The organism is Paenibacillus oryzae (assembly GCF_001675045.1).
In the GTDB taxonomy this organism is placed as follows: domain Bacteria; phylum Bacillota; class Bacilli; order Paenibacillales; family Paenibacillaceae; genus Pristimantibacillus; species Pristimantibacillus oryzae.
In genome coordinates this window covers 37,517-57,771 of the sequence record NZ_LYPA01000023.1, presented here as the reverse complement: position 1 = coordinate 57,771, position 20,255 = coordinate 37,517, and the positions used below count along the sequence as shown (strand labels likewise).

General features: G+C 51.0%; 14 protein-coding genes and 2 CRISPR repeat arrays. All 14 genes read left to right on the top strand.

Annotated features, from left to right (window positions below; all coding sequences use genetic code 11):
- The first annotated feature begins 2 nt into the window (after positions 1-2).
- Positions 3-692: a CRISPR-associated protein Cas4 gene (gene cas4 / locus A7K91_RS01210; protein WP_068678852.1), complete on the top strand. Its 690-nt coding sequence runs from the start codon at positions 3-5 to the stop codon at positions 690-692.
- The gene (cas1c, locus tag A7K91_RS01205) at positions 689-1,720 is read left to right on the top strand and encodes a type I-C CRISPR-associated endonuclease Cas1c (RefSeq protein WP_068678850.1); all 1,032 of its coding nucleotides are present in this window, start codon (positions 689-691) and stop codon (positions 1,718-1,720) included. Before cas4 ends, cas1c begins: the two co-directional genes overlap by 4 nt.
- A gap of 12 nt (positions 1,721-1,732) precedes the next feature.
- Complete coding sequence (gene cas2, locus A7K91_RS01200) at positions 1,733-2,023, top strand: CRISPR-associated endonuclease Cas2 (RefSeq protein WP_068678848.1); 291 nt, start codon at positions 1,733-1,735, stop codon at positions 2,021-2,023.
- Positions 2,024-2,209: 186 nt separating this feature from the next.
- A CRISPR array of direct repeats spans positions 2,210-3,747; the repeat unit is 32 nt.
- Positions 3,748-4,137: 390 nt separating this feature from the next.
- A CRISPR array of direct repeats spans positions 4,138-6,265; the repeat unit is 32 nt; unit sequence GTCGCTCCTTACGCAGGAGCGTGGATTGAAAC.
- Between the two features lie 298 nt (positions 6,266-6,563).
- Entirely contained in the window at positions 6,564-8,393 is a 1,830-nt protein-coding gene (locus A7K91_RS01195; protein ID WP_068678846.1) for a cache domain-containing sensor histidine kinase, read from the top strand.
- Positions 8,386-9,153, top strand: a complete 768-nt coding sequence (locus A7K91_RS01190) for a response regulator transcription factor (protein ID WP_068678844.1) — start codon at positions 8,386-8,388, stop codon at positions 9,151-9,153. Before A7K91_RS01195 ends, A7K91_RS01190 begins: the two co-directional genes overlap by 8 nt.
- 605 nt (positions 9,154-9,758) lie before the next feature.
- Positions 9,759-9,959 carry a hypothetical protein gene (locus tag A7K91_RS26315; RefSeq protein ID WP_156739238.1) on the top strand — a complete coding sequence of 67 codons (201 nt, stop codon included), beginning with the start codon at positions 9,759-9,761 and terminating at the stop codon, positions 9,957-9,959.
- Positions 9,960-10,262: 303 nt separating this feature from the next.
- Positions 10,263-11,573: an ABC transporter substrate-binding protein gene (locus A7K91_RS01185; protein WP_068678842.1), complete on the top strand. Its 1,311-nt coding sequence runs from the start codon at positions 10,263-10,265 to the stop codon at positions 11,571-11,573.
- Positions 11,574-11,820: 247 nt separating this feature from the next.
- Positions 11,821-12,513, top strand: a complete 693-nt coding sequence (locus A7K91_RS01180) for a hypothetical protein (protein WP_068678840.1) — start codon at positions 11,821-11,823, stop codon at positions 12,511-12,513.
- A gap of 97 nt (positions 12,514-12,610) precedes the next feature.
- Positions 12,611-13,444, top strand: coding sequence for a carbohydrate ABC transporter permease (locus A7K91_RS01175; RefSeq protein ID WP_082967163.1), 834 nt, complete (start codon positions 12,611-12,613; stop codon positions 13,442-13,444).
- Complete coding sequence (locus tag A7K91_RS01170) at positions 13,428-14,282, top strand: carbohydrate ABC transporter permease (RefSeq protein WP_068678836.1); 855 nt, start codon at positions 13,428-13,430, stop codon at positions 14,280-14,282. The genes A7K91_RS01175 and A7K91_RS01170 overlap by 17 nt, the downstream gene beginning before the upstream one ends.
- A gap of 211 nt (positions 14,283-14,493) precedes the next feature.
- Positions 14,494-15,834 (top strand): FAD-dependent oxidoreductase, encoded by a 1,341-nt coding sequence (locus tag A7K91_RS01165; protein WP_068678834.1) that lies wholly within the window; start codon positions 14,494-14,496, stop codon positions 15,832-15,834.
- 685 nt (positions 15,835-16,519) lie between these two features.
- The gene (locus A7K91_RS01155) at positions 16,520-18,133 is read left to right on the top strand and encodes an ABC transporter substrate-binding protein (RefSeq protein ID WP_068678830.1); all 1,614 of its coding nucleotides are present in this window, start codon (positions 16,520-16,522) and stop codon (positions 18,131-18,133) included.
- 112 nt (positions 18,134-18,245) lie between these two features.
- A complete protein-coding gene (locus A7K91_RS01150) occupies positions 18,246-19,196 on the top strand; it encodes an ABC transporter permease (protein WP_068678828.1) in 951 nt (316 codons plus the stop codon).
- Between the two features lie 12 nt (positions 19,197-19,208).
- The gene (locus tag A7K91_RS01145) at positions 19,209-20,135 is read left to right on the top strand and encodes an ABC transporter permease (RefSeq protein WP_156739236.1); all 927 of its coding nucleotides are present in this window, start codon (positions 19,209-19,211) and stop codon (positions 20,133-20,135) included.
- Positions 20,136-20,255 lie beyond the last annotated feature (120 nt).

Genomic DNA, 20,255 nt, shown 5'->3' with positions numbered 1-20,255 from the left:
GTATGGAGGCGGTTGTGCAGTCCGATGACTATTTCATGCTGTCGGGCATCCAGCATTATGCCTTTTGTCCCCGCCAATGGGCGCTCATTCATATCGAACAGCAGTGGAAAGAAAATGTGCTGACAACGGAAGGGAACGATGTGCACCGGCTTGTGGATGATCCTGAGTTTGATGAAACTCGCGGGGACAAAAGAACGGTGCGCTCCATGCCGCTTGTATCAGATCAATTGGGCATTCGTGGCATAGCTGATATGGTGGAGTTTAGCCGACAGGCATTTACATCCGAGGAGACGGTTGTACTGGACGGGCGCGAGGGATATTGGCTGGTGCGCCCTGTGGAATACAAGCGCGGCAAGCCAAAGCCAGATGACCGGGATGCCTTGCAGCTATGCGCCCAGGCTATTTGTCTGGAGGAAATGATGGGGGTTTCCATCCAGGAAGGGGATCTGTTTTATCATGAAATCAGGAGGCGTGAGCAAGTTGAATTTACTGCTGCTCTGCGTGTGCGAGTAGCGGCTATAGTAGCCGAGATGAGGGAGATGTATGCCGCATCGCGCACACCTAAAGCAAATTATAAATCCCACTGCCGCCAATGTTCCTTGGTGACGCTGTGCAAACCGAAATGGACTGGCAAAGGGGCAAAATCGGCGGCAGCTTATGTTCAGAGCTGGATTGGAGTGCAGGAGCAATGAGAAGGCTGTTAAACACGTTATATGTTACGCTAGACAACGCGTATCTTCGCGCCAAGGGAGACACGCTGGTAGTGACTGCTGAAGGTGTGAAGGAACTGCAGGTGGCGCGAATCCAATTGGAGTCCATTGTTATTTTTGGCTATGTTGGCGTCAGCCCGGAAGCTATGAATTTATGTGTGGACAATGGCATTTCTCTAGTTTTCCTGACACCGACGGGCCGCTTTAAGGCCAGGGTGACAGGTGAAGTTTCCGGCAATATCCATCTGCGCCGAACGCAATACCGCTGGTGTGACTCGGAGGCAAAATCCTTGTTGCTTGCACAACGATTTATTTACGCCAAGCTGGTGAATGCGAGGGTGTCTCTCAAGCGTACACTGCGCGACCATGGCGACAAGATTCGGTCAGAGCATTGCCAATCTATTATAGAATTACTTGGAAGGCAGCTCCAGGAGGTTGAAAAGGCATCCAGTCTGGATGAGCTTCGAGGAGTGGAGGGGCTGGCTTCCCGTTATTATTTCTCAGCATTGCCTGAGCAGATATTGACGGAAAAAGAGCATTTCCATTTCCAAGGCAGAGTGAAGCGACCGCCGCGCGATCGTGTCAATGCGTTGTTATCTTTCCTCTACACCTTGTTAGCTCACGAGGTTACGCATGCTCTTGAGACGGTTGGGCTGGACCCGCAGGCAGGATATTTGCATCGTGATCGTCCTGGTCGAAATAGCTTGGCGCTTGATTTGATGGAGGAGTTTCGGGTCTATATGGCGGATCGGCTGATGTTGACGCTTATTAATCGAAAACAAGTTGGCAAGGATGATTTTCTGGAAAAGGAGAATGGAGCATTTATCCTGACTGATGATGCCCGAAAAGTTGTGCTAAAGGAGTGGCAACAGAGAAAACGGGAGGAAATTCAGCATCCATTTTTTGACGAGAGAATTGCCATTGGGCTCTTGCCGTATGCACAAGCCATGTTGTTAGCCAGATACATGAGAGGCGATCTGGACGATTATCCGCCATTTTTCTGGAAATAGGGGGTACACGCATTGCTGGTCCTGATTACTTATGATGTGAGCACAATCTCAACGGATGGGCAAAAACGATTAAGACAGGTTGCCAAAACTTGTGAAAATTATGGGCAGCGAGTACAGAATTCGGTTTTCGAGTGCCTGGTTGATCCCCAGCAGCTAAAGGAGTTACAAATAAAGCTGAAAAAAATTATTGAGCCAGAGTCAGATAGTTTGCGATTCTACCGTTTGGGCGCCAATTGGAAGGGGAAAGTTGAGCATGTGGGAGCCAAGCAGGGATATGACCCAGAGGGCTTCTTGATGATTTGAAAATGATCTGCGGCGTTTGCGAACCTTAAGCTTACATAAAATAGCGGGGAGGTTCGCAAAGGCTTGCTGGTACTGAATTTTAGGGTGTTTTGAGATTGGATGCGGAGTGTGCTTGTAGCCCAATAAAGCAGGTTCGCGGAAACCCGTCTGCCATCCCAATGCTGGCAAGGTTTTAAAGCACGTGCTGTCGCTCCTTGTACGGGAGCGTGGATTGAAACCTTTTTCCGGGGCGGCCATATCCAATTTAACGCGTCGCTCCTTGTACGGGAGCGTGGATTGAAACTATTAGCGTAAAACTCCTTTGCGTCCACCACTTGTCGCTCCTTGTACGGGAGCGTGGATTGAAACCAGTAGTTCGGGATTGTCCCAGCGGTTGCCAATTGTCGCTCCTTGTACGGGAGCGTGGATTGAAACAACAAATGGATATACACCTAACCCCGTCGCAATATGTCGCTCCTTGTACGGGAGCGTGGATTGAAACAACCCATGAATAAAAGTTGGACAGGTTCACTCGTCGCTCCTTGTACGGGAGCGTGGATTGAAACCGCAAATCATCAACGGTCTGTACCTCAATCCGCGTCGCTCCTTGTACGGGAGCGTGGATTGAAACCCTCCCCCCCTCTTTAATCCAGATCAGGAGAGCGTCGCTCCTTGTACGGGAGCGTGGATTGAAACAAAGAGCAATTCAATTGACTCAACAAGCGCCTCGTCGCTCCTTGTACGGGAGCGTGGATTGAAACGAGGATCAATTGTCGAAACAATTTCATTTCCGTTGTCGCTCCTTGTACGGGAGCGTGGATTGAAACATATCCGGCGCGGGCTACTTTTAACTCCCGGTTGTCGCTCCTTGTACGGGAGCGTGGATTGAAACATTGCGGCATCACCTCCTGTATGAACCGCTCGAGTCGCTCCTTGTACGGGAGCGTGGATTGAAACAAGCGGCTGTCCAGCATATCCAGCGTTTCGAGTTTGTCGCTCCTTGTACGGGAGCGTGGATTGAAACCAGAGCTTGCTGGAGACGATGGAGCAGAGCTACAAGTCGCTCCTTGTACGGGAGCGTGGATTGAAACTACTCCCGCCTGAATGCGAGGTTTGCGGCCATGGTCGCTCCTTGTACGGGAGCGTGGATTGAAACAAACACATCGCCGCCTGGTGAATTAATGTATATGTCGCTCCTTGTACGGGAGCGTGGATTGAAACCGATATCTCTTCTACTGGCCTACTTGCATCGGCGTCGCTCCTTGTACGGGAGCGTGGATTGAAACCTGGGAGCTGATCCGGAAGCTAAAAAACGAACATGTCGCTCCTTGTACGGGAGCGTGGATTGAAACTTTTCATATCAAGCATGGTCATATCAAAACCTCCGTCGCTCCTTGTACGGGAGCGTGGATTGAAACGAATTTCGTATCAAGCGAAATCTCAGGCGATGGGTCGCTCCTTGTACGGGAGCGTGGATTGAAACCAGATCGGCCAATTCCTCCGGTGTCGCTTGCCTTGTCGCTCCTTGTACGGGAGCGTGGATTGAAACGCGGAACTGGCGGTGTACTGATGGCAAAAGTCAGTCGCTCCTTGTACGGGAGCGTGGATTGAAACATGGCTGCTGCATATTCGGCGTATTGAATCGCATGTCGCTCCTTGTACGGGAGCGTGGATTGAAACTAGCTGGTGAATCGGAGGAGGCCATCTCGAAAAGTCGCTCCTTGTACGGGAGCGTGGATTGAAACTGATGGCTGTCGGCATACCCGGCAAACGGAAAAATGCCGAGGCTTCTCATCAATGGTTTACAGCTAGTAGGCAGGATAAAAATCAAACAAAAAAACGTTGCTGCTTGCATCAAAAGAATTTGATGAATTTTATGGTAATAATTAGTTGTGTGGAGCGGAGGTGAACTCAAAACATTGAATGAAATTTCGAATCGGAGGTGAGATTTAAATGCTGTGAAATCTAGTGCGAACCCCAAGCGCACATGAAATCCCTGGGAGATTCGCACCCCGCGTCCAGACTAGTTTTCTCATGAAATAACGTCGATTTTTGGAGGATTTCGAGTTACAATAATAGGGGTTCGCACTTTTGTGACTCCGAGCCCTTGCAGGGTAAGGGCTCGCGAGTGCCGCTGTCGCTCCTTACGCAGGAGCGTGGATTGAAACCTCCCTCAAGTCATCAGAATCAAGGACAAGCCCGTCGCTCCTTACGCAGGAGCGTGGATTGAAACCAGGCTTGTGCGAGTTACAATATCACCATCTGCGTCGCTCCTTACGCAGGAGCGTGGATTGAAACAGAAAATTGTGGACTTTGGTCGCCAATCAATCCAGTCGCTCCTTACGCAGGAGCGTGGATTGAAACTGCGCTGCCCTGCGTAGTCAAGGAGTGGTGAATTGTCGCTCCTTACGCAGGAGCGTGGATTGAAACCTGCCGCGCTAGTCGATGCAACAGGAAGACGCGGTCGCTCCTTACGCAGGAGCGTGGATTGAAACTCTACAGTCGCTAGCGCTCCGATATGTGCAAACGTCGCTCCTTACGCAGGAGCGTGGATTGAAACACGCACCCGATACAGTTATTGTTGCGATAACCCGTCGCTCCTTACGCAGGAGCGTGGATTGAAACACGGCTGATTTCTACGCCGTAATAGTTTCGGCCCGTCGCTCCTTACGCAGGAGCGTGGATTGAAACTGCAATGGGCGCCGGCATTACGAGATTCTGGCCAGTCGCTCCTTACGCAGGAGCGTGGATTGAAACATCCCAACGGCCAGAAACCTTGTTTAGCGCCAGAGTCGCTCCTTACGCAGGAGCGTGGATTGAAACTGATGCGTTTGGTTCACAATAAATCTGCACCTTGTCGCTCCTTACGCAGGAGCGTGGATTGAAACTCCAACAGAATGCGCACGATCTACATTTTTCTTTGTCGCTCCTTACGCAGGAGCGTGGATTGAAACAACCGACCAACTGCAACCCTCCGTAAACGACCAGTCGCTCCTTACGCAGGAGCGTGGATTGAAACACGAGTATATCGGCATGTATGTTTTGCTTATCCGTCGCTCCTTACGCAGGAGCGTGGATTGAAACCTTCTCTCGTTGGTTGAGCGATGCCCACTGCAAGTCGCTCCTTACGCAGGAGCGTGGATTGAAACGAGAGCAGAATGCGTGAAGATAATTAGACAGCGGTCGCTCCTTACGCAGGAGCGTGGATTGAAACATAATGGTCACCATCCCTTTAGTATCAACGGCTCGTCGCTCCTTACGCAGGAGCGTGGATTGAAACCCGCACGTGGGCGGCTCCAACAGCGCTGTAAACGGTCGCTCCTTACGCAGGAGCGTGGATTGAAACATAGAAGGCAGATGGAGTTAAATAGTTATGAGGTCGCTCCTTACGCAGGAGCGTGGATTGAAACAGCAACACAAAACGATCTTGCCAATACCGCCTTGTCGCTCCTTACGCAGGAGCGTGGATTGAAACGGATTACCTTTTTCAAACATATTTGAGTCGTGGGGTCGCTCCTTACGCAGGAGCGTGGATTGAAACGTAAAGGGTAAGAAAACAATCGCCATGTTTACACGTCGCTCCTTACGCAGGAGCGTGGATTGAAACCATCCGTCAACGCAGTATTGTAGTAGTTTAGCTGGTCGCTCCTTACGCAGGAGCGTGGATTGAAACCAGCGCCCAGCGTGTGACTGCGCCATCCCCATGGTCGCTCCTTACGCAGGAGCGTGGATTGAAATACAAATTGATGCCAGCGTCAGGCGTATATATGAAGTCGCTCCTTACGCAGGAGCGTGGATTGAAACCATTCTTCGGATGGTTTCTAATGACTCGCGGGCCGTCGCTCCTTACGCAGGAGCGTGGATTGAAACAAGTGCCTTTAGTGATTTAAGATCAACGTTTAAGTCGCTCCTTACGCAGGAGCGTGGATTGAAACGTAAGGGGGATCTCGCTCTTTTTACGACCTGCACGTCGCTCCTTACGCAGGAGCGTGGATTGAAACGGCTGGCATTTGAATGGTCTAAGTAAATAGATAGTCGCTCCTTACGCAGGAGCGTGGATTGAAACGCTGGTAACGGGCGGGGATTAAGAGGGGGAATTGTCGCTCCTTACGCAGGAGCGTGGATTGAAACATCCCCCTTGCCATCGACAACACCGCTGCACCAAGTCGCTCCTTACGCAGGAGTGTGGATTGAAACTTGGATAGTAACCGCGTTGTCTATCAAAAATTAAGTCGCTCCTCATGCAGGAGCGTGGATTGAAACCAGCAATACATAATTTGTATCCAAACAGCCAACAATAATTTTATCTAAAACCCTCCCGCAGCAGCAGGAGGGTTATTTTGGCTTCCTGGATGGGGGTTAGGAAGAGTTGTTGAGCGGAATGGTTGGGCGGGACAAATATAGTAAGCGCCTTCATAAACTTGAGATTACGTACCCATTCCGAAAGTTGAAGGATAGGATTCAAATGCGTCTTATTTTACGATAAACTTCAAATAGTATTTTTAATGTCACAAAACATAACAAAATACAGAGTAACTAATCCGATAACGGGGTGGGGCATATGCTGCGATGGTTAGGCAGCCATTTAAGGGAAAGCAAAATGCGGACAAGGCTGCTGCTCCTGTTTACGGTTTTGATTCTGCTTCCGCTTTGTTTGCAGGGAATCGTGACCTACCGCCATTTTTCGTCAACGATGAATGATAAAACGGAGCAATATACAATCGACATTGCGGGGCAGGTTAATGCAAACCTTGACCGGCTGTTGAAGGATCTGGAGCGGCTATCGCTGATGCCTCTGTACGACGAGAAGGTGTTGTCCATTTTGGCCAAATACAATGGGTCGATGGGCTCGGGATCATGGGTTTTTTCGGATGATTATTTGAAAATGAAGCTATATACGTCCGGTCAGGCCTACGATCGCCCTGAAATACACGGCATTCATCTGATCAGCAACAGCGGTGTGTTATTTTCCAATGTAGACGCTATGGCAATTAATGCGGTATGGGATGGCAGCGGGGAGGAGTGGTTTCAGACGCTGGAGCAGTCCGATGGCCAGTGGCAGATTATTCCGCCGCACAAGCCTTCTTACTATAGCCTGCCGGAGGATGAATATATCGCTGTGGCGCGGGTTATCAAGGAGCCCAAGACGCTGGAGCGGGTGGGGTACATGATTATTGATGCGAATGTAAATGCTTTTGGCAGTATTTTGGACAATTTGAATATTGAAAAAGCAGCCAATCTTATGATCGTGGATCAGCAGCAGAGGCTCCTGTATGAAAGAGAGTCGGAGGATGGTTTTTCGGCCTATGGCGAGCTGACAAAACATGAACGGCTGCCGCAGCTGGTTAGCGGACAGCGCGAGGTTATAAACGGCAAGCAATACCTGTTTGTGCGGCATCATTCTCCCTATTCCGGCTTGTCCGTTATTGGGCTTACACCTATTGATGTTGTTCAAAAGGAATCGCGCGAGCTGCTTCTTTTTACGCTATGGATCGCTTTGTCGTGCGTAGGGCTAGCTATGCTTGTGGCAATAATGATGTCTTACCGGGTAACTCGTCCCTTGATTGAGCTGAAAAACAAGATGGCCCGCGTCGAGCAGGGAGACTTCAATAAACGGGTAAGTCCGCTCAGCAATGACGAATTCGGCCAGCTTGGCCGGGGCTTTAACCGGATGATGGATGAAATCAATCGGCTTTTTCATGAGGTGTTTGTGCTGGGCATTCGGGAAAAGGAGGCGGAGCTGTCCGCGCTTCAGAGTCAGATCAACCCTCATTTTATCTATAATACGCTGGAATCCATTAATATGATGGCTATCCAGCAGAAACACGCCGAGGTATCCGATATGGTTACTGCGCTGGGCAAGCTGCTGCGTTATACGATTGATCGGGCCGGGAGGCTTGTTAAGCTCCAGGAGGAAATTGATTTTGTCGCCTCCTATGTCCGTATTCACAAGGTTCGGTATGGCGGGAAGCTCCATGTATTTTTTAACGTGGATGAGGATTTGAAGGATGTCAGCATTCCAAAGCTGATCCTGCAGCCGCTTGTCGAAAATGCGGTCTACCACGGGCTGGATGGACGCGAAGAAGGCGGCATCATCTGGATATCTGCGCTTCGTTTTCAGAATGAGATGCTTCTAACGGTGCGGGATAATGGCAAAGGGATGGACGAGGACGCTATAGAAGCGCTGAATGAGGAGATTGGCAGACAGCCCGCTTATGATTCGCTGAGGCGAAGCGAACAGGATGAGCTGGGGCTGCAAAATATTAGCCAGCGGGTCAAGCTGTTGTATGGAGAAGGCGCGAGCCTGACAGTTGACGGCAGCCCGGGACAAGGGCTGGCGGTTACGATTACTATTTTGCTTCCGGCAGAAGGGGCTGATGAGGATGTATAAGGTGCTGCTTGTTGAGGATGAAATGGTGATACGCCAGGGGCTGCGCGAGCTGATACGCCAATCGGCCCCTTCGTTCGAGGTGACGGGGGAAATGGCGAGCGGAAGGGAGGCGCTCAGCTACCTGAAGTCCGAGGTACCGGACCTGATGATTACAGATATTCGCATGAGGGAAATGGACGGTTTAACGCTGCTGGAAAAGGTCAAGCAGATGTATCCCGAGCTTCTGGTTATTATTTTGAGCGGCTATGGTGAGTTTGAATATGCCCAGAGAGCGATTAGGCACGGGGTGCTTCAATATTTGCTAAAGCCGATTGAACGGCATGAGCTGGTTTCGGTGCTGGAGAGGGCCAAAATGATGCTGGACAAGCGATATGGGGTATCTACGCCGATGGGTGCGCCGGATTCCCCGCAGATGGAGGATAGCGGCGATGCCCGAAAAATTATTCGTGACGTTAAGGAATACGTGAAGCTGCATATTGACGGCGATTTGCGGCTGCAGACGGTTGCTTCCCAGGTCAGCCTGAATGCGACGTATTTGAGCCAGCTGTTTAAGGGAGAAACGGGCAGCAACTATTCCGACTACGTCTCCGAAGCCCGTATGGAGCGGGCCAAATGGCTGCTTAGCCACACACAGCTCAAAATCTATGATGTAGCTCGTCTGTCGGGGCATCAAAGCCCGAAGCATTTTATGCTGGTGTTCAAGCAGCAATGCGGCATGACAGCCGGCGAGTATCGAAACCAGTTTAGCCCGAGTGAGTGAGGGTGAGGGGCTTAAAGCTTAAGCGGGGATCGGGCCAGGACTTGGATAGAGATTTGAATTAGAGCGGGGCGGGAACGTGATAACGGGCCGGAACAGGGAGGCTCGGCGCGTGATAGTGCTCGTGGGTAGAATCAGGGGAGGGCTCGGAGCGTGATAGTCTTCGTGGGTAGAATGAGGAGAGGGCTCGGAGTGTGATAGTGCTCGTGGGTAGAATCAGGAGAGGGCTCGGAGTGTGATAGTGTTCGTGGGTAGAATGAGGAGAGGGCTCGGAGTGTGATAGTGCTCGTGGGTAGAATCAGGAGAGGGCTTGGGAGCGGGGGCGTGATTAGGGTTGTGATGAGGAGAGTGCTCGGAGCGTGACAGTGTTCGTGGGCAGAATCAGGATGTGGACCGGGAGCATAATCGTAGCGTAATTAGGGGGCGGTATTAGGGTGGATTGGAGCGTTTGTATGAAATATCGTACAAAGCACGGCGGGTTTTAGGTAATTGGAGGCCTGTTGTATGAAATTTCATACAAAACAGAGCTGAACCTTTGCTTCTACTAGTGATTTTGTATGATTCATCGTACAAATCGGCTGAACTGCCCACTATCCACCAGATTTTGTATGAATAATCGTACAAACCGCACAACAACAACAGAACAACAAAAGAACAACAACAGAACAACAAAAGAACAACAAAAGAACAACAAAAGAACAACAAAAGAAGAACAAAAGAGGAACAAGGGAAGAACAACACAACAAAAACAGAAGGATAAAAGAAGAACAAAAGAAGCACAAAAGAAGCACAAAAGAGGAACAAGATAAGAACAACACAACAAAAACAGAAGAACAAAAGAAGAACAACACAACAACAACACAACAACAACACAACAACAACACAACAACAGAAGAACAACAGCCATGGAAGGACATAACGATAGAGCGATAAAAGAATATATAAAAATAAATATCATAATTCGGACATCGAAAGGTAAGTATTAGTCAGGTTATCTGACAAATAGATAAAGAAATCGAACCTTTTCTGTAATGTAAGTGATTTTAGAGAGGTATTCCCCTTCGTTATACTGGGGTAGTCATCACAATTAAATGTTGATAAGGGGGATTTGGATGAAGAAGGCAGGATTGGCTCTAACCTCGGTTTTACTGCTGGGTATGGTAATGGGCTGCAGCAGCCAGGGCACAGACACAAAAAAAACGGACGGCACCGCAACAAACGGAGGTACCGAGCAGCTAGCGGATGTGGAATTGAAGTTTTTGATGTGGGGCAATCAAGGGCATATGGATGTATACAACAAGCTTATTGAAGGCTTCCAAACTGAAAATCCCGGCATTAAGGTCAAAATGGAATCCGTTCCGTTTACGGAGTACCAGCAAAAAATTTCGGTGCTAGCCGCCGGCAAATCGCTTCCTGACATCGCATGGGTATCGGAGCGGATGATTCCGCAGTTCAAGGATAACGGCATTTTGGCCGATGTCTCCGAATTCAAAGACGATGCGTCATTCAAGCTGGACGACTACATCCCGAGCACGCTTGATCTGTTCCGCGATGGCGATCAGCTGCTTGGACTGCCTTTTTCAACACCGCCTGTCGTTATGTTTTATAACAAAACCTTGTTTGACCAAGCTGGTTTGACTGATCCCAACACGCTTGCAACCGAAGGAAGCTGGACCTGGGCCAAATTCGAGGAATCGGCTAAAGCGATTGCGAACAACAATGCTCAAAACCGCGTATACGGAGCAAACTTCTTCCGTGACTGGAAAACGTGGGCTATTCTGTCCTCCTACTCCTGGTCGAACGGAAGCGGCCCGTTTAGCCAGGATATGACGGCCTTTACATGGAACGACCAATACGGCATTGAAACAATGGACATGCTGAGCCGGATGATGTTTGAGGATCAATCCCATCCTAAAGCGGGTGAGCAAGTAAGCTTTGACGCAGGCAATGTAGGCATGTTCTTTGACAATTACAGCTATGTATCCAAGGCGCGCGAAATAACGAATTTTGAGTGGAGCATCGCTCCAATGCCTGCGGGCAGCCAAGGCAGCGTGTCCATGCTTGGACAAGCGGGCTATACGCTGTTTAAGGATAGCAAGCATCCGGAAGAGGCGAAAAAGCTGCTCAAATATTTTGCCAGCCAGTCCGGTATTGAAGCAACTGCGACTTATTTTGTACCGCCGCGCACTTCCGTGCTGAACTCAGATTCGTTCCTGAAGCAGCCAAACAATCCGCCGGTGGAGCATATTATGCAAGCCGTGATCGACGAAATGCCAAAAGCTCGCATCATTCCGGGCCATATCCGTTGGCAGGACATCGACAACGCGATTCTGCAAGGCTTTGACCGCCTGTTCGGCAAATCGGGCACCGCAGCAGAAAACCTGGCGAAAATGCAATCCGACGTAGACGCTATTTTGAAATAGGAAAAGAGCATGGAGCAAGAGGATGCCGGTTGTGCCAAGAGTCAAAAGCCGATCGACGTTAGGGACACAGCAGCTTGGCACGTTGGAAGAGCAGCTTGCTGGCGGCGCGGCCGAATTGCCAAAAGTCGTCAGGCGTGTGTGTGAGCGCTAGTCAGACGTACCGGGCCGAATCGGTGGCCTAGAAGGAGCGGCGCATCCGGTATCCTCGGCTTCAAGTTCAAGCAAGCTTGAAGGAGCGAATATCGACATGGGGAAGTTAAAGGAGCAATTGAAACGGAAAAAGCTGAGTTTGCTTATCAGCCTGCCTGCCAATGACGCCAAGCTGGCGCAAGCGGCGCTGGAGGAAGGCGCGGACGGGTTGAAGGTCCATTTTAATGTAGGGCATCGGGCGAGCGGCAATCATTTTGGACCGTTAAACCAATATGAAGAGGTTTTCCGCAGCATTAGAGAGAAGTTCGACGGTCCGTTTGGCGTTGTGCCGTCCGGCAGTCTGGAGGGTGTTTCGCGGGAGGAAATAGAGCGTTTGGCGCCAATCGGCTTCGACTTTTATTCCATCTATGCTCATCATCTGCCTTCATTCATGCTGGAGAATAATGGGCTGGACCGTACCTTCGCAATTAATGATACGTACGATTTTGACCGGGTGAAGGGCGCTGCCGATTTCGGGTTTGCGGCTCTGGAAACCTCCATTGTGCCGGGTAATGAATACGGCACGCCGCTCAGCTTTGCCGATGTGCTTAACTATAGATATTTGGCAAGGCATTCCGGCCTGCCGATCGTCTTGCCATCGCAGCGCAAGTTGGTAGAAGGAGACGTGCCGGTGCTGCATGATGCCGGAATCAGTGTTATTTTGCTAGGAGCTATTGTTACAGGCAAGTCAGAGGATGAGCTGCGCAGAGCGGTCAGCGGCTTCCGAAATGCAATAGACAGATTGAGCTAGAGGCGGTGAAAGCGGAGTGAAGAAAAGTGGCAAAAAACGCAGGGGCGGACCGCTTGCCCGGGAAGCGCAACTGACGGGCTGGTTATTCATATCGCCGATGGTGCTGGGATTTACGCTGCTGTTATTGTTCCCGATGGGAAAAGCGTTGTATATGAGCTTTATGGACTGGCCGCTGCTGGGCGAGCACAGCTTTGTTGGGTTGGAAAATTATCGGAATATTGCGACAGATGAAGTGTTTTGGAAGGTATTCGGGAATACGTTTTATTTTACAGCGGGATTGGTGCCGTTTAACATTGTGCTGGCTTTGATGCTGGCGCTGCTATTATCCAAAAGCATGAAGGGAATCGGATTTTTCCGCACGGCGATTTTTGTGCCCGTCATGACCTCCCTTATCGTATGGTCGATCGTCTGGAAGTACATGTTTGCGACGGATTCCGGGCTGATCAATCAGCTGCTGCTGATGTTTAACATTGAAGGGCCAGCCTGGCTTTACAATGAAAAGCTGGCGATGCCGGCCGTTATTATTACCAGCGTGCTCAAAAACGTAGGTTTGAACATGGTGCTTTTTATAGCGGCGCTTCAGCAGGTTCCTCGTTCACTCTACGAAGCAGCCATGCTGGACGGAGCGGGAAAAACAAAAAGCTTTTTCAACGTTACCTTGCCAATGATTACGCCAACGGTATTTCTGACTGTTGTTATGACCGTAATCGGCTCCTTGAAGGTATTTGGACAAATTTACGTCATGACCCAGGGCGGGCCGAGCAACAGTACAAAAGTGCTTGTGTACTATATATGGGAAAAAGCGTTCAAGCTGTTCCAGATGGGATACGCCTCGGCGCTGGCGTTTGTTCTGTTCTTTGTTGTGCTTGTATTGACTCTGCTGCAATGGCAGCTTAGAAAGAGGTGGGTATTCAATGAAAGCGACACCTGATTTCCGCGCTCGCAAGGCGCTGTCGGCGGCGGGCGTATATGCCGCGTTAACGGCTATTTCGCTGGTGATGCTGGTGCCGTTTTTGTGGATGCTGTCCACCTCCTTCAAGGAGCCGCAGGCTATTTTTACGTATCCGCCTCAGCTATTCCCTTCCACGTTCAAGTGGGAGAACTATGTAGATGTGTTTTCGCTGATTCCGTTTGAACGGTTTTATTTCAACAGCGTTTATATTTCTCTTGTTGTCGTCGTGGGTACTGTCTTTTTTGCTTCGCTTGCGGGATATGCATTTGCCAAAATTCCGTTTTGGGGCCGCAACGTTGTGTTTCTGGTGCTGCTTAGCGCCATGATGATTCCGCATGAAGTAACCGCAATTCCGATGTTTCTGTTTATGCGCGATCTGAACTGGATCGACACGCATCTGCCGCTAATTCTGCTGCCGATATTCGGAGCGGGCGGCGTATTCGGCATCTTTGTAATGAGGCAGTTTTTTATAACCGTGCCAACGGAGCTGGAGGAAGCGGCGATGATCGACGGCTGCAACCGATTCCGCATCTATTGGCAGATTATGCTGCCGATTGCCAAGCCGGGCATGGCGACGCTGACGATTTTTACTTTTGTGACGGTATGGAACGAGTTTTTTGATCCGCTTATTTTCATTAATACTCGCGAGCTGATGACGCTGCCGCTGGGCCTGTCGCTGTTCACCGACGAGGTTGGCACGTCCTGGCATTATCTGATGAGCGCAACCGTTATGGCGACTGTACCGCTGCTGCTTGTGTTCTTCATGGCGCAAAAGCGGTTTATTGAAGGGGTAGCGATGACGGGATTGAAGGAGTAGCAAGGGCAGAAATGAAGAGATAGATAGCGAATAACATAGCGAAAAGTGCTTGATTAGGGACGGGCTTTTGGAAAACGTCGCGCAACATGAGTTGAGGATAGAGCTGCTGTTGAAAACGTTGGGCAACATGGGATGAGGATAGAGCAGCTGTTGAAAACGTCGCGATGCATGATGTAGAAAAAATCATGCCGACGAAGAAAGGAATGTGGTTATGCAGAACAAAATAGAAGCCGATGTTGTTGTCGTAGGCGGCGGGCCGGCTGGAATCGCGGCAGCGATTGCTTCAGGCCGGCAAGGCGTCAAAACGGTGCTGATCGAGCGTTACGGCTTTGTTGGAGGCATGTCCACGGCGGCGATGGTTTATCCGTGGATGACCTTCCATACCGATAGCGGGGAGCAGGTCATTAAAGGCATCGCCCAGGAGATTGTTGACCGATTGCAGGAGCGGGGCGGGTCGCCGGGGCATTTAAGGGATACCGTCGGTTTTGTTCGCACTCTGACGCCTTATCATCCTGAAATTTATCAGGTAGTAGCGGCGGATATGCTGCGCGAGGCGGGCGTTACGCTTCTTCTGCACAGCTTTGTGGATGATGTTGCGGTTAGCGATGGCGTTATCGAAGGCGTTTATGTGACCAACAAATCGGGACGGACGCTGGTGAGAGGCGCCGTATTTGTGGATACTAGCGGCGATGCAGATGTTGCCAAGCTTAGTGGCGCGGAAACGCTTCAGGGACGGGATGGCGACAATCAGTCCCAGCCAATGACGATGAAATTTCGGATGCGCGGCGTGGATCTAGCTCAGATCAAGGCGTATATGCTTCAGCACCCGGAGGAATTTTACAGCAAAACGCCGATTGCGGAGCTGGAGCATTTGCCTCTGACGGGAGTGAGCGGCTTCTACAGCCACTGGAGGAAATCCGGCGTGCCGATTAACCGCGACCAGGTGTTGTTTTTCGCCGGGCCGGCGGATGACGAGGTGCTGATCAACTGCACTCGCGTGCAGGGGCTGGATGCCACCAGCGCTGAAGACCTGACGCTGGCGGAGCAGGAGGGACGCAAGCAGGTGCTGATGATGGCGGAGTTCCTTCAACGCGATGTGCCCGGCTTTCAGCGGGCATCTATTTCGGCAGTAGCGCCTCAAATCGGCATTCGCGAATCCCGGCGCATTGTGGGTCATTATTTGCTGACCAAGGATGATGTTGTGCAAGGCCGAAAGTTTGGCGATGTCATTGCCCGCAGCGGCTACCCCATTGATATCCATGATCCATCAGGTAAAGGCGTTACCGCCTCCTTTATATCCGGCGACGGAGCGTATGATATTCCCTACGGCTGTCTGCTGTCGATGAACGTGCCCAATTTGCTTGCGGCGGGCAGATGCATCTCCACATCTCATGAAGCGCTGGCAACAACCAGGCTAACGCCAAGCTGTATGGCAACGGGGCAAGCTGCGGGTACGGCAGCAGCGCTTTCAGTCAAAAACGGAGTGACGCCTGGCAAGCTGGACATTGCTAGTCTGCAAGAGGAGCTGCGGAAGGGGAAAGCGGCGATTTAGAGGCGGAATAGATTCAGTCGAAAATATTCAGCCGAATAGATTTAGGATGAGAATTAACTTCCGGGACGATAACGATTATTTGCAGAGTACTCTCTTTTTGCCATCATTGGGGCAGAAGGGAGTACTCTGCTTATGTTTCGCCATAAGGATTCTCTGAATAGTTGTGGACTTCGATATCTGCCTCATGCCCTCCTGCCGGTCACCGATGACCGCTAGAGCCCCAAATGGATACATGGGCTTTGCATAACGGTCGCCGACGTCCTTTAGACGCTCAAAAGTCGCGTTTTGGGGATGAATATAAGCTTTTACGGTCATGCATGACCTTTAGAAATGGACATCGCATCAAAACGGGGTTTTAAAGGTCATGGATGTCCGTAACATGGGGCTAGCGTCCGTCTCTGATACTCGACAAAGACGACGTGTGCCGTTCTATCCGGCCCCTGCAAAGGCAAACATTGTGGCTACTCCTATGAAGAGAAACTAAACATTTTTCTAGTAAGCGTTAACAGGAAATTTAAGTCATTGACATACCTTCCCTGCTATACTACTATTGGTTTATCTTATTAATCCTACTAAATAACTATGAATAATCAAAATAGTTGTTTTTGAGGCTAATTGTTTCTGGATAGTTGTTTTTTAAGGAAGCGCCTTACATCTTTTTAGGCAAACAGGGGGATGACCAACGATGAAGACAAAAGCTTGGGTACAACTGATAACGGCGATTTTGTTAGTGACGATAGTGGCGGCTTGCTCCAAAAATGACGCACAGCCTGCTTCCAGCCCAACCGCGGCTAATGGCGGAGCGGGACAAAGCGGGGAAACGGCGGCGCCGGAGGCGAAGGAATACCGCGACACTTTGAATATTGCATTGACGGCTCAGCCGCCAACCTTGGATACAGCCATTACCGTATCGGCGGTAGCGCTGGATACGGCGGGCAATATTTTTGAACAGCTGTTTACATTGGATGCGAACTATAATCCGGTGCCGGTGCTGGCGGAATCGGTGGAGGTCAGCGAGGACGGATTGACGTACACCTTCCCATTGCGCAAAGGCGTGAAGTTCCATAACGGCGAGGAGCTGCAAGCGGAGGACGTGGTGGCTTCCATGAACCGCTGGCTGGCGATTTCTTCCCGCGCAAAGGTGCTGCTTGCCAATGCCAAGTTTGAAGAGGTTGATCCCTACACAGTTAAACTGACGGTTGAATCCGCAACCTCCGACGTGCTGATTCTGATCGCTTCGCAAGCGCAATTCCCTTCCATCACGACGAAGGAAATTGTCGAAAGCGCGCCGGCTGAAGGCATCACCGAATACATCGGCACGGGGCCTTACAAGTTCAAGGAGTGGAAGCAGGACCAATACATTCACCTTGTGAAATACGATGAATATCAATCACCGGAAGGCGCCCCTAGCGGCTTTGCCGGAACAAAGGAAGCTCCAACTGAAAATCTGTACTTCCATTTCGTAACGGATCACTCCACGCGCATTGCCGGTGTCAAAACAGGACAATACGACGTAGCCGACAGCATTCCAATCGAAAGCTACGATGAGCTGGCCGCAGTGAGCGATCTTGAGCTTCAGTCCTTCCCGGGCGGTGCTTTGACAGCATTTTTTAATACCCGCGAAGGCTTGCTGGCTGATGTGAAAATTCGCCAGGCTATTCTGGCAGCCTTTAATAATGAAGAAATCATGCTGGCGAGCTTTGCCAAGCCGGAGCTGTATTCCCTGGCTCCAGGCTACCTGAACAGCAACCAGACGTTGTGGTCCAACGAAGCCGGCGCGGAATACTACAATCAGAATAATCCTGAAAAAGCGAAGCAATTGCTTGCAGATGCAGGCTATAACGGCGAGGAAATTACTCTTTTGACAACAAAGGACTATAACGAAATGTACACCGCAACGCTAGTTATCCAGGAGCAGCTCCGTCAGATCGGCTTGAATGTAAAAGTAGACAACTACGATTTTCCAACCTTTCTGGAAACAAAAAATGATCGCAGCAAATGGGACATTTTTGTAGCCAGCACGGGGTACCAGTTGACGCCTCCGCAATTGCTTGCGGTTAACCCGGACTGGGCGGGGCTGGACGACGAAAACGTGAAGCAGGCGCTGAAAGACATCCGCGGGGCGGCAAGTCCCGAAGCGGCGAAGCAGGAGTGGGAAAAGCTACAAGGCTATCTCTATGAAATTGCCTCCTCAACGGTTATCGGCCATTATAACGGCATTGTAGCAATCAACAAAAATCTGGAAGGCTTTGAGCTGTTTGAGGCGCCTGTCGTCTGGAACGCGAAGCTGGAAAAATAGAACGGTCGCCGGAGGAGGGTGCCGGAAGCTGCTGGAGCGGGTTTTGCATACACGCCCCAGGTCAGCTTTCGGCATCCTTTTCTGCTAAATTTGGTGCAAATGAGGGAGAGCTGTGCTGGCATATATCGCAAAAAGACTGCTGTCGCTTATTCCGGTTTTGTTTGTTGTTACAGCAGCCTTGTTCCTGATTATTCATATTACGCCGGGAGGACCGGCCTCCTCCATCCTGGGAATGGAGGCCAGCGCGGAGGAAATCGCCGCTTTGAACAAGGAGCTGGGACTGGATGGGCCAATCCTCACCCAATATACAAACTGGATCGGCAAGGTGCTGCAGGGGGATTTGGGCAATTCCATCTTTATGAAGCAGTCCGTGGCCCAAGCGATCAAGGAGCATATCGGGCCAACGCTTTCGCTCGCTATCATCGCTCAGGCTATCGCAATAGCGCTGGCGATACCGTTTGGCATTTTGGCGGCTTACAAAAGAGGAACGGCGGCGGATTATACGCTGATGGGCGTGTCGCTGATGGGTATGGCAGTGCCGGGTTTTTTGCTGGCCCTGTTCCTGGTGCTGCTATTTGGCGTCAAGCTGCAATGGCTGCCTGTAGCGGGTTACGCGGAGCTGGGCAAAGGGCTTGGGGATCATCTTAAGCATCTTATCCTGCCCGGCATTTCGCTTGGCACCATTCAGGCAGCGCTTATTGCGAGGATGACCCGTTCCTCCATGCTGGAGGTGCTAAACCTTAATTTTATTAAAACGGCTCGCTCCAAAGGGGTAACCGAAGCGAAGGTGCTGTTCAAGCACGCGTTTCGCAATGCTTTCCTGCCGATTCTGACGGTGCTGGGGCAAACGTTCGGCACATTGGTAACGGGCGCGGTGGTTGTGGAGGGTATTTTCAACATCCCGGGCTTGGGGCAGCTGATTTTGAACTCCATCGCCAGACGGGATTACACCGTTATTCAAGGCGTGGTGCTGATTGTTACGTTGATATACGTGGTCATTAATTTGCTGATCGATTTGCTGTACGGCGTTGTGGACCCGCGCGTGCGGCTGGACCGCAAATAGGGGGAGAACCAAGTGGAGATAACGGAAAGCAAAGAATACATCGCGGATCTCAGCAAAAGAATGCGCAAGGAGCAGCGGGGTCTCAGCCGCCGCCGCTTCTTCTCCAATCCCGCGCTGGTGGCGGGCGCGGCTATCTTTGTCGTGCTGGCTGCATTGGCAGCGCTTGGACCATGGTTGACCTCTTTTGACCCCTATGCCATGAAGGTGACGGAGCGGCTCAAAGCGCCAAGCGCTTTGCATCTGCTGGGAACGGACGAATTTGGCCGGGATTTGTTCACCCGGCTGCTGTATGGAGCCAGAGTTTCGATCAGCGTAGGGCTGATCGTCGCGGCGTTGTCGTCGTTTCTGGGATTGCTGATAGGAGTGTACGCCTCCTTTTACAAGACGCTTGACCATGTTCTGATGCGCATCTGCGACGGACTGGTGGCGATTCCCGGCATTTTGCTCGCGATTGCGTTGATGGCTGCGCTGGGAGCCTCCGCTCTTAATGTGGTTATTGCGCTGACCATTGTATTTACGCCGAACATTGCGCGCGTGGTACGGTCCAGCGCGCTGGTGATCAAGGAGCAGACCTACATTGAAGCGATGCGCGCTCAGGGCGCAAGCAACACCCGCATCATTTGGGCCCATATTATCCCTAATACGCTGTCTCCTCTACTGGTGCAAGCGACATTTGTGTTTGCGGAAGCGATTATTTCAGAGGCGGCGCTCAGCTTTCTGGGAGCGGGCATTCCGGCTCCGGAGCCAAGCTGGGGCAATATTTTGCAAGCCAGCAAGCTTGTTATTTACAAGGCCTGGTGGATGGTCGTTTTTCCCGGTGTCGCGATTGTCCTGTCGGTGTTAAGTCTGAACCTGCTGGGCGACGGCCTGCGCGACTGGCTGGACCCAAGGGTCAAGGGAAGCGGAAATGGAACAAAGCGGAAATGGCGTAAAGCATAGCTTGAATGAAGCTGCCGAGGCATAGCGGGAACGGGATTGAAGCACAGCTTGAAAGAAACCGCCGAAGAATAGCGGCAATACGGTGTAGCTGCAATGATCCAACCGGGGCAACGCCGGCCG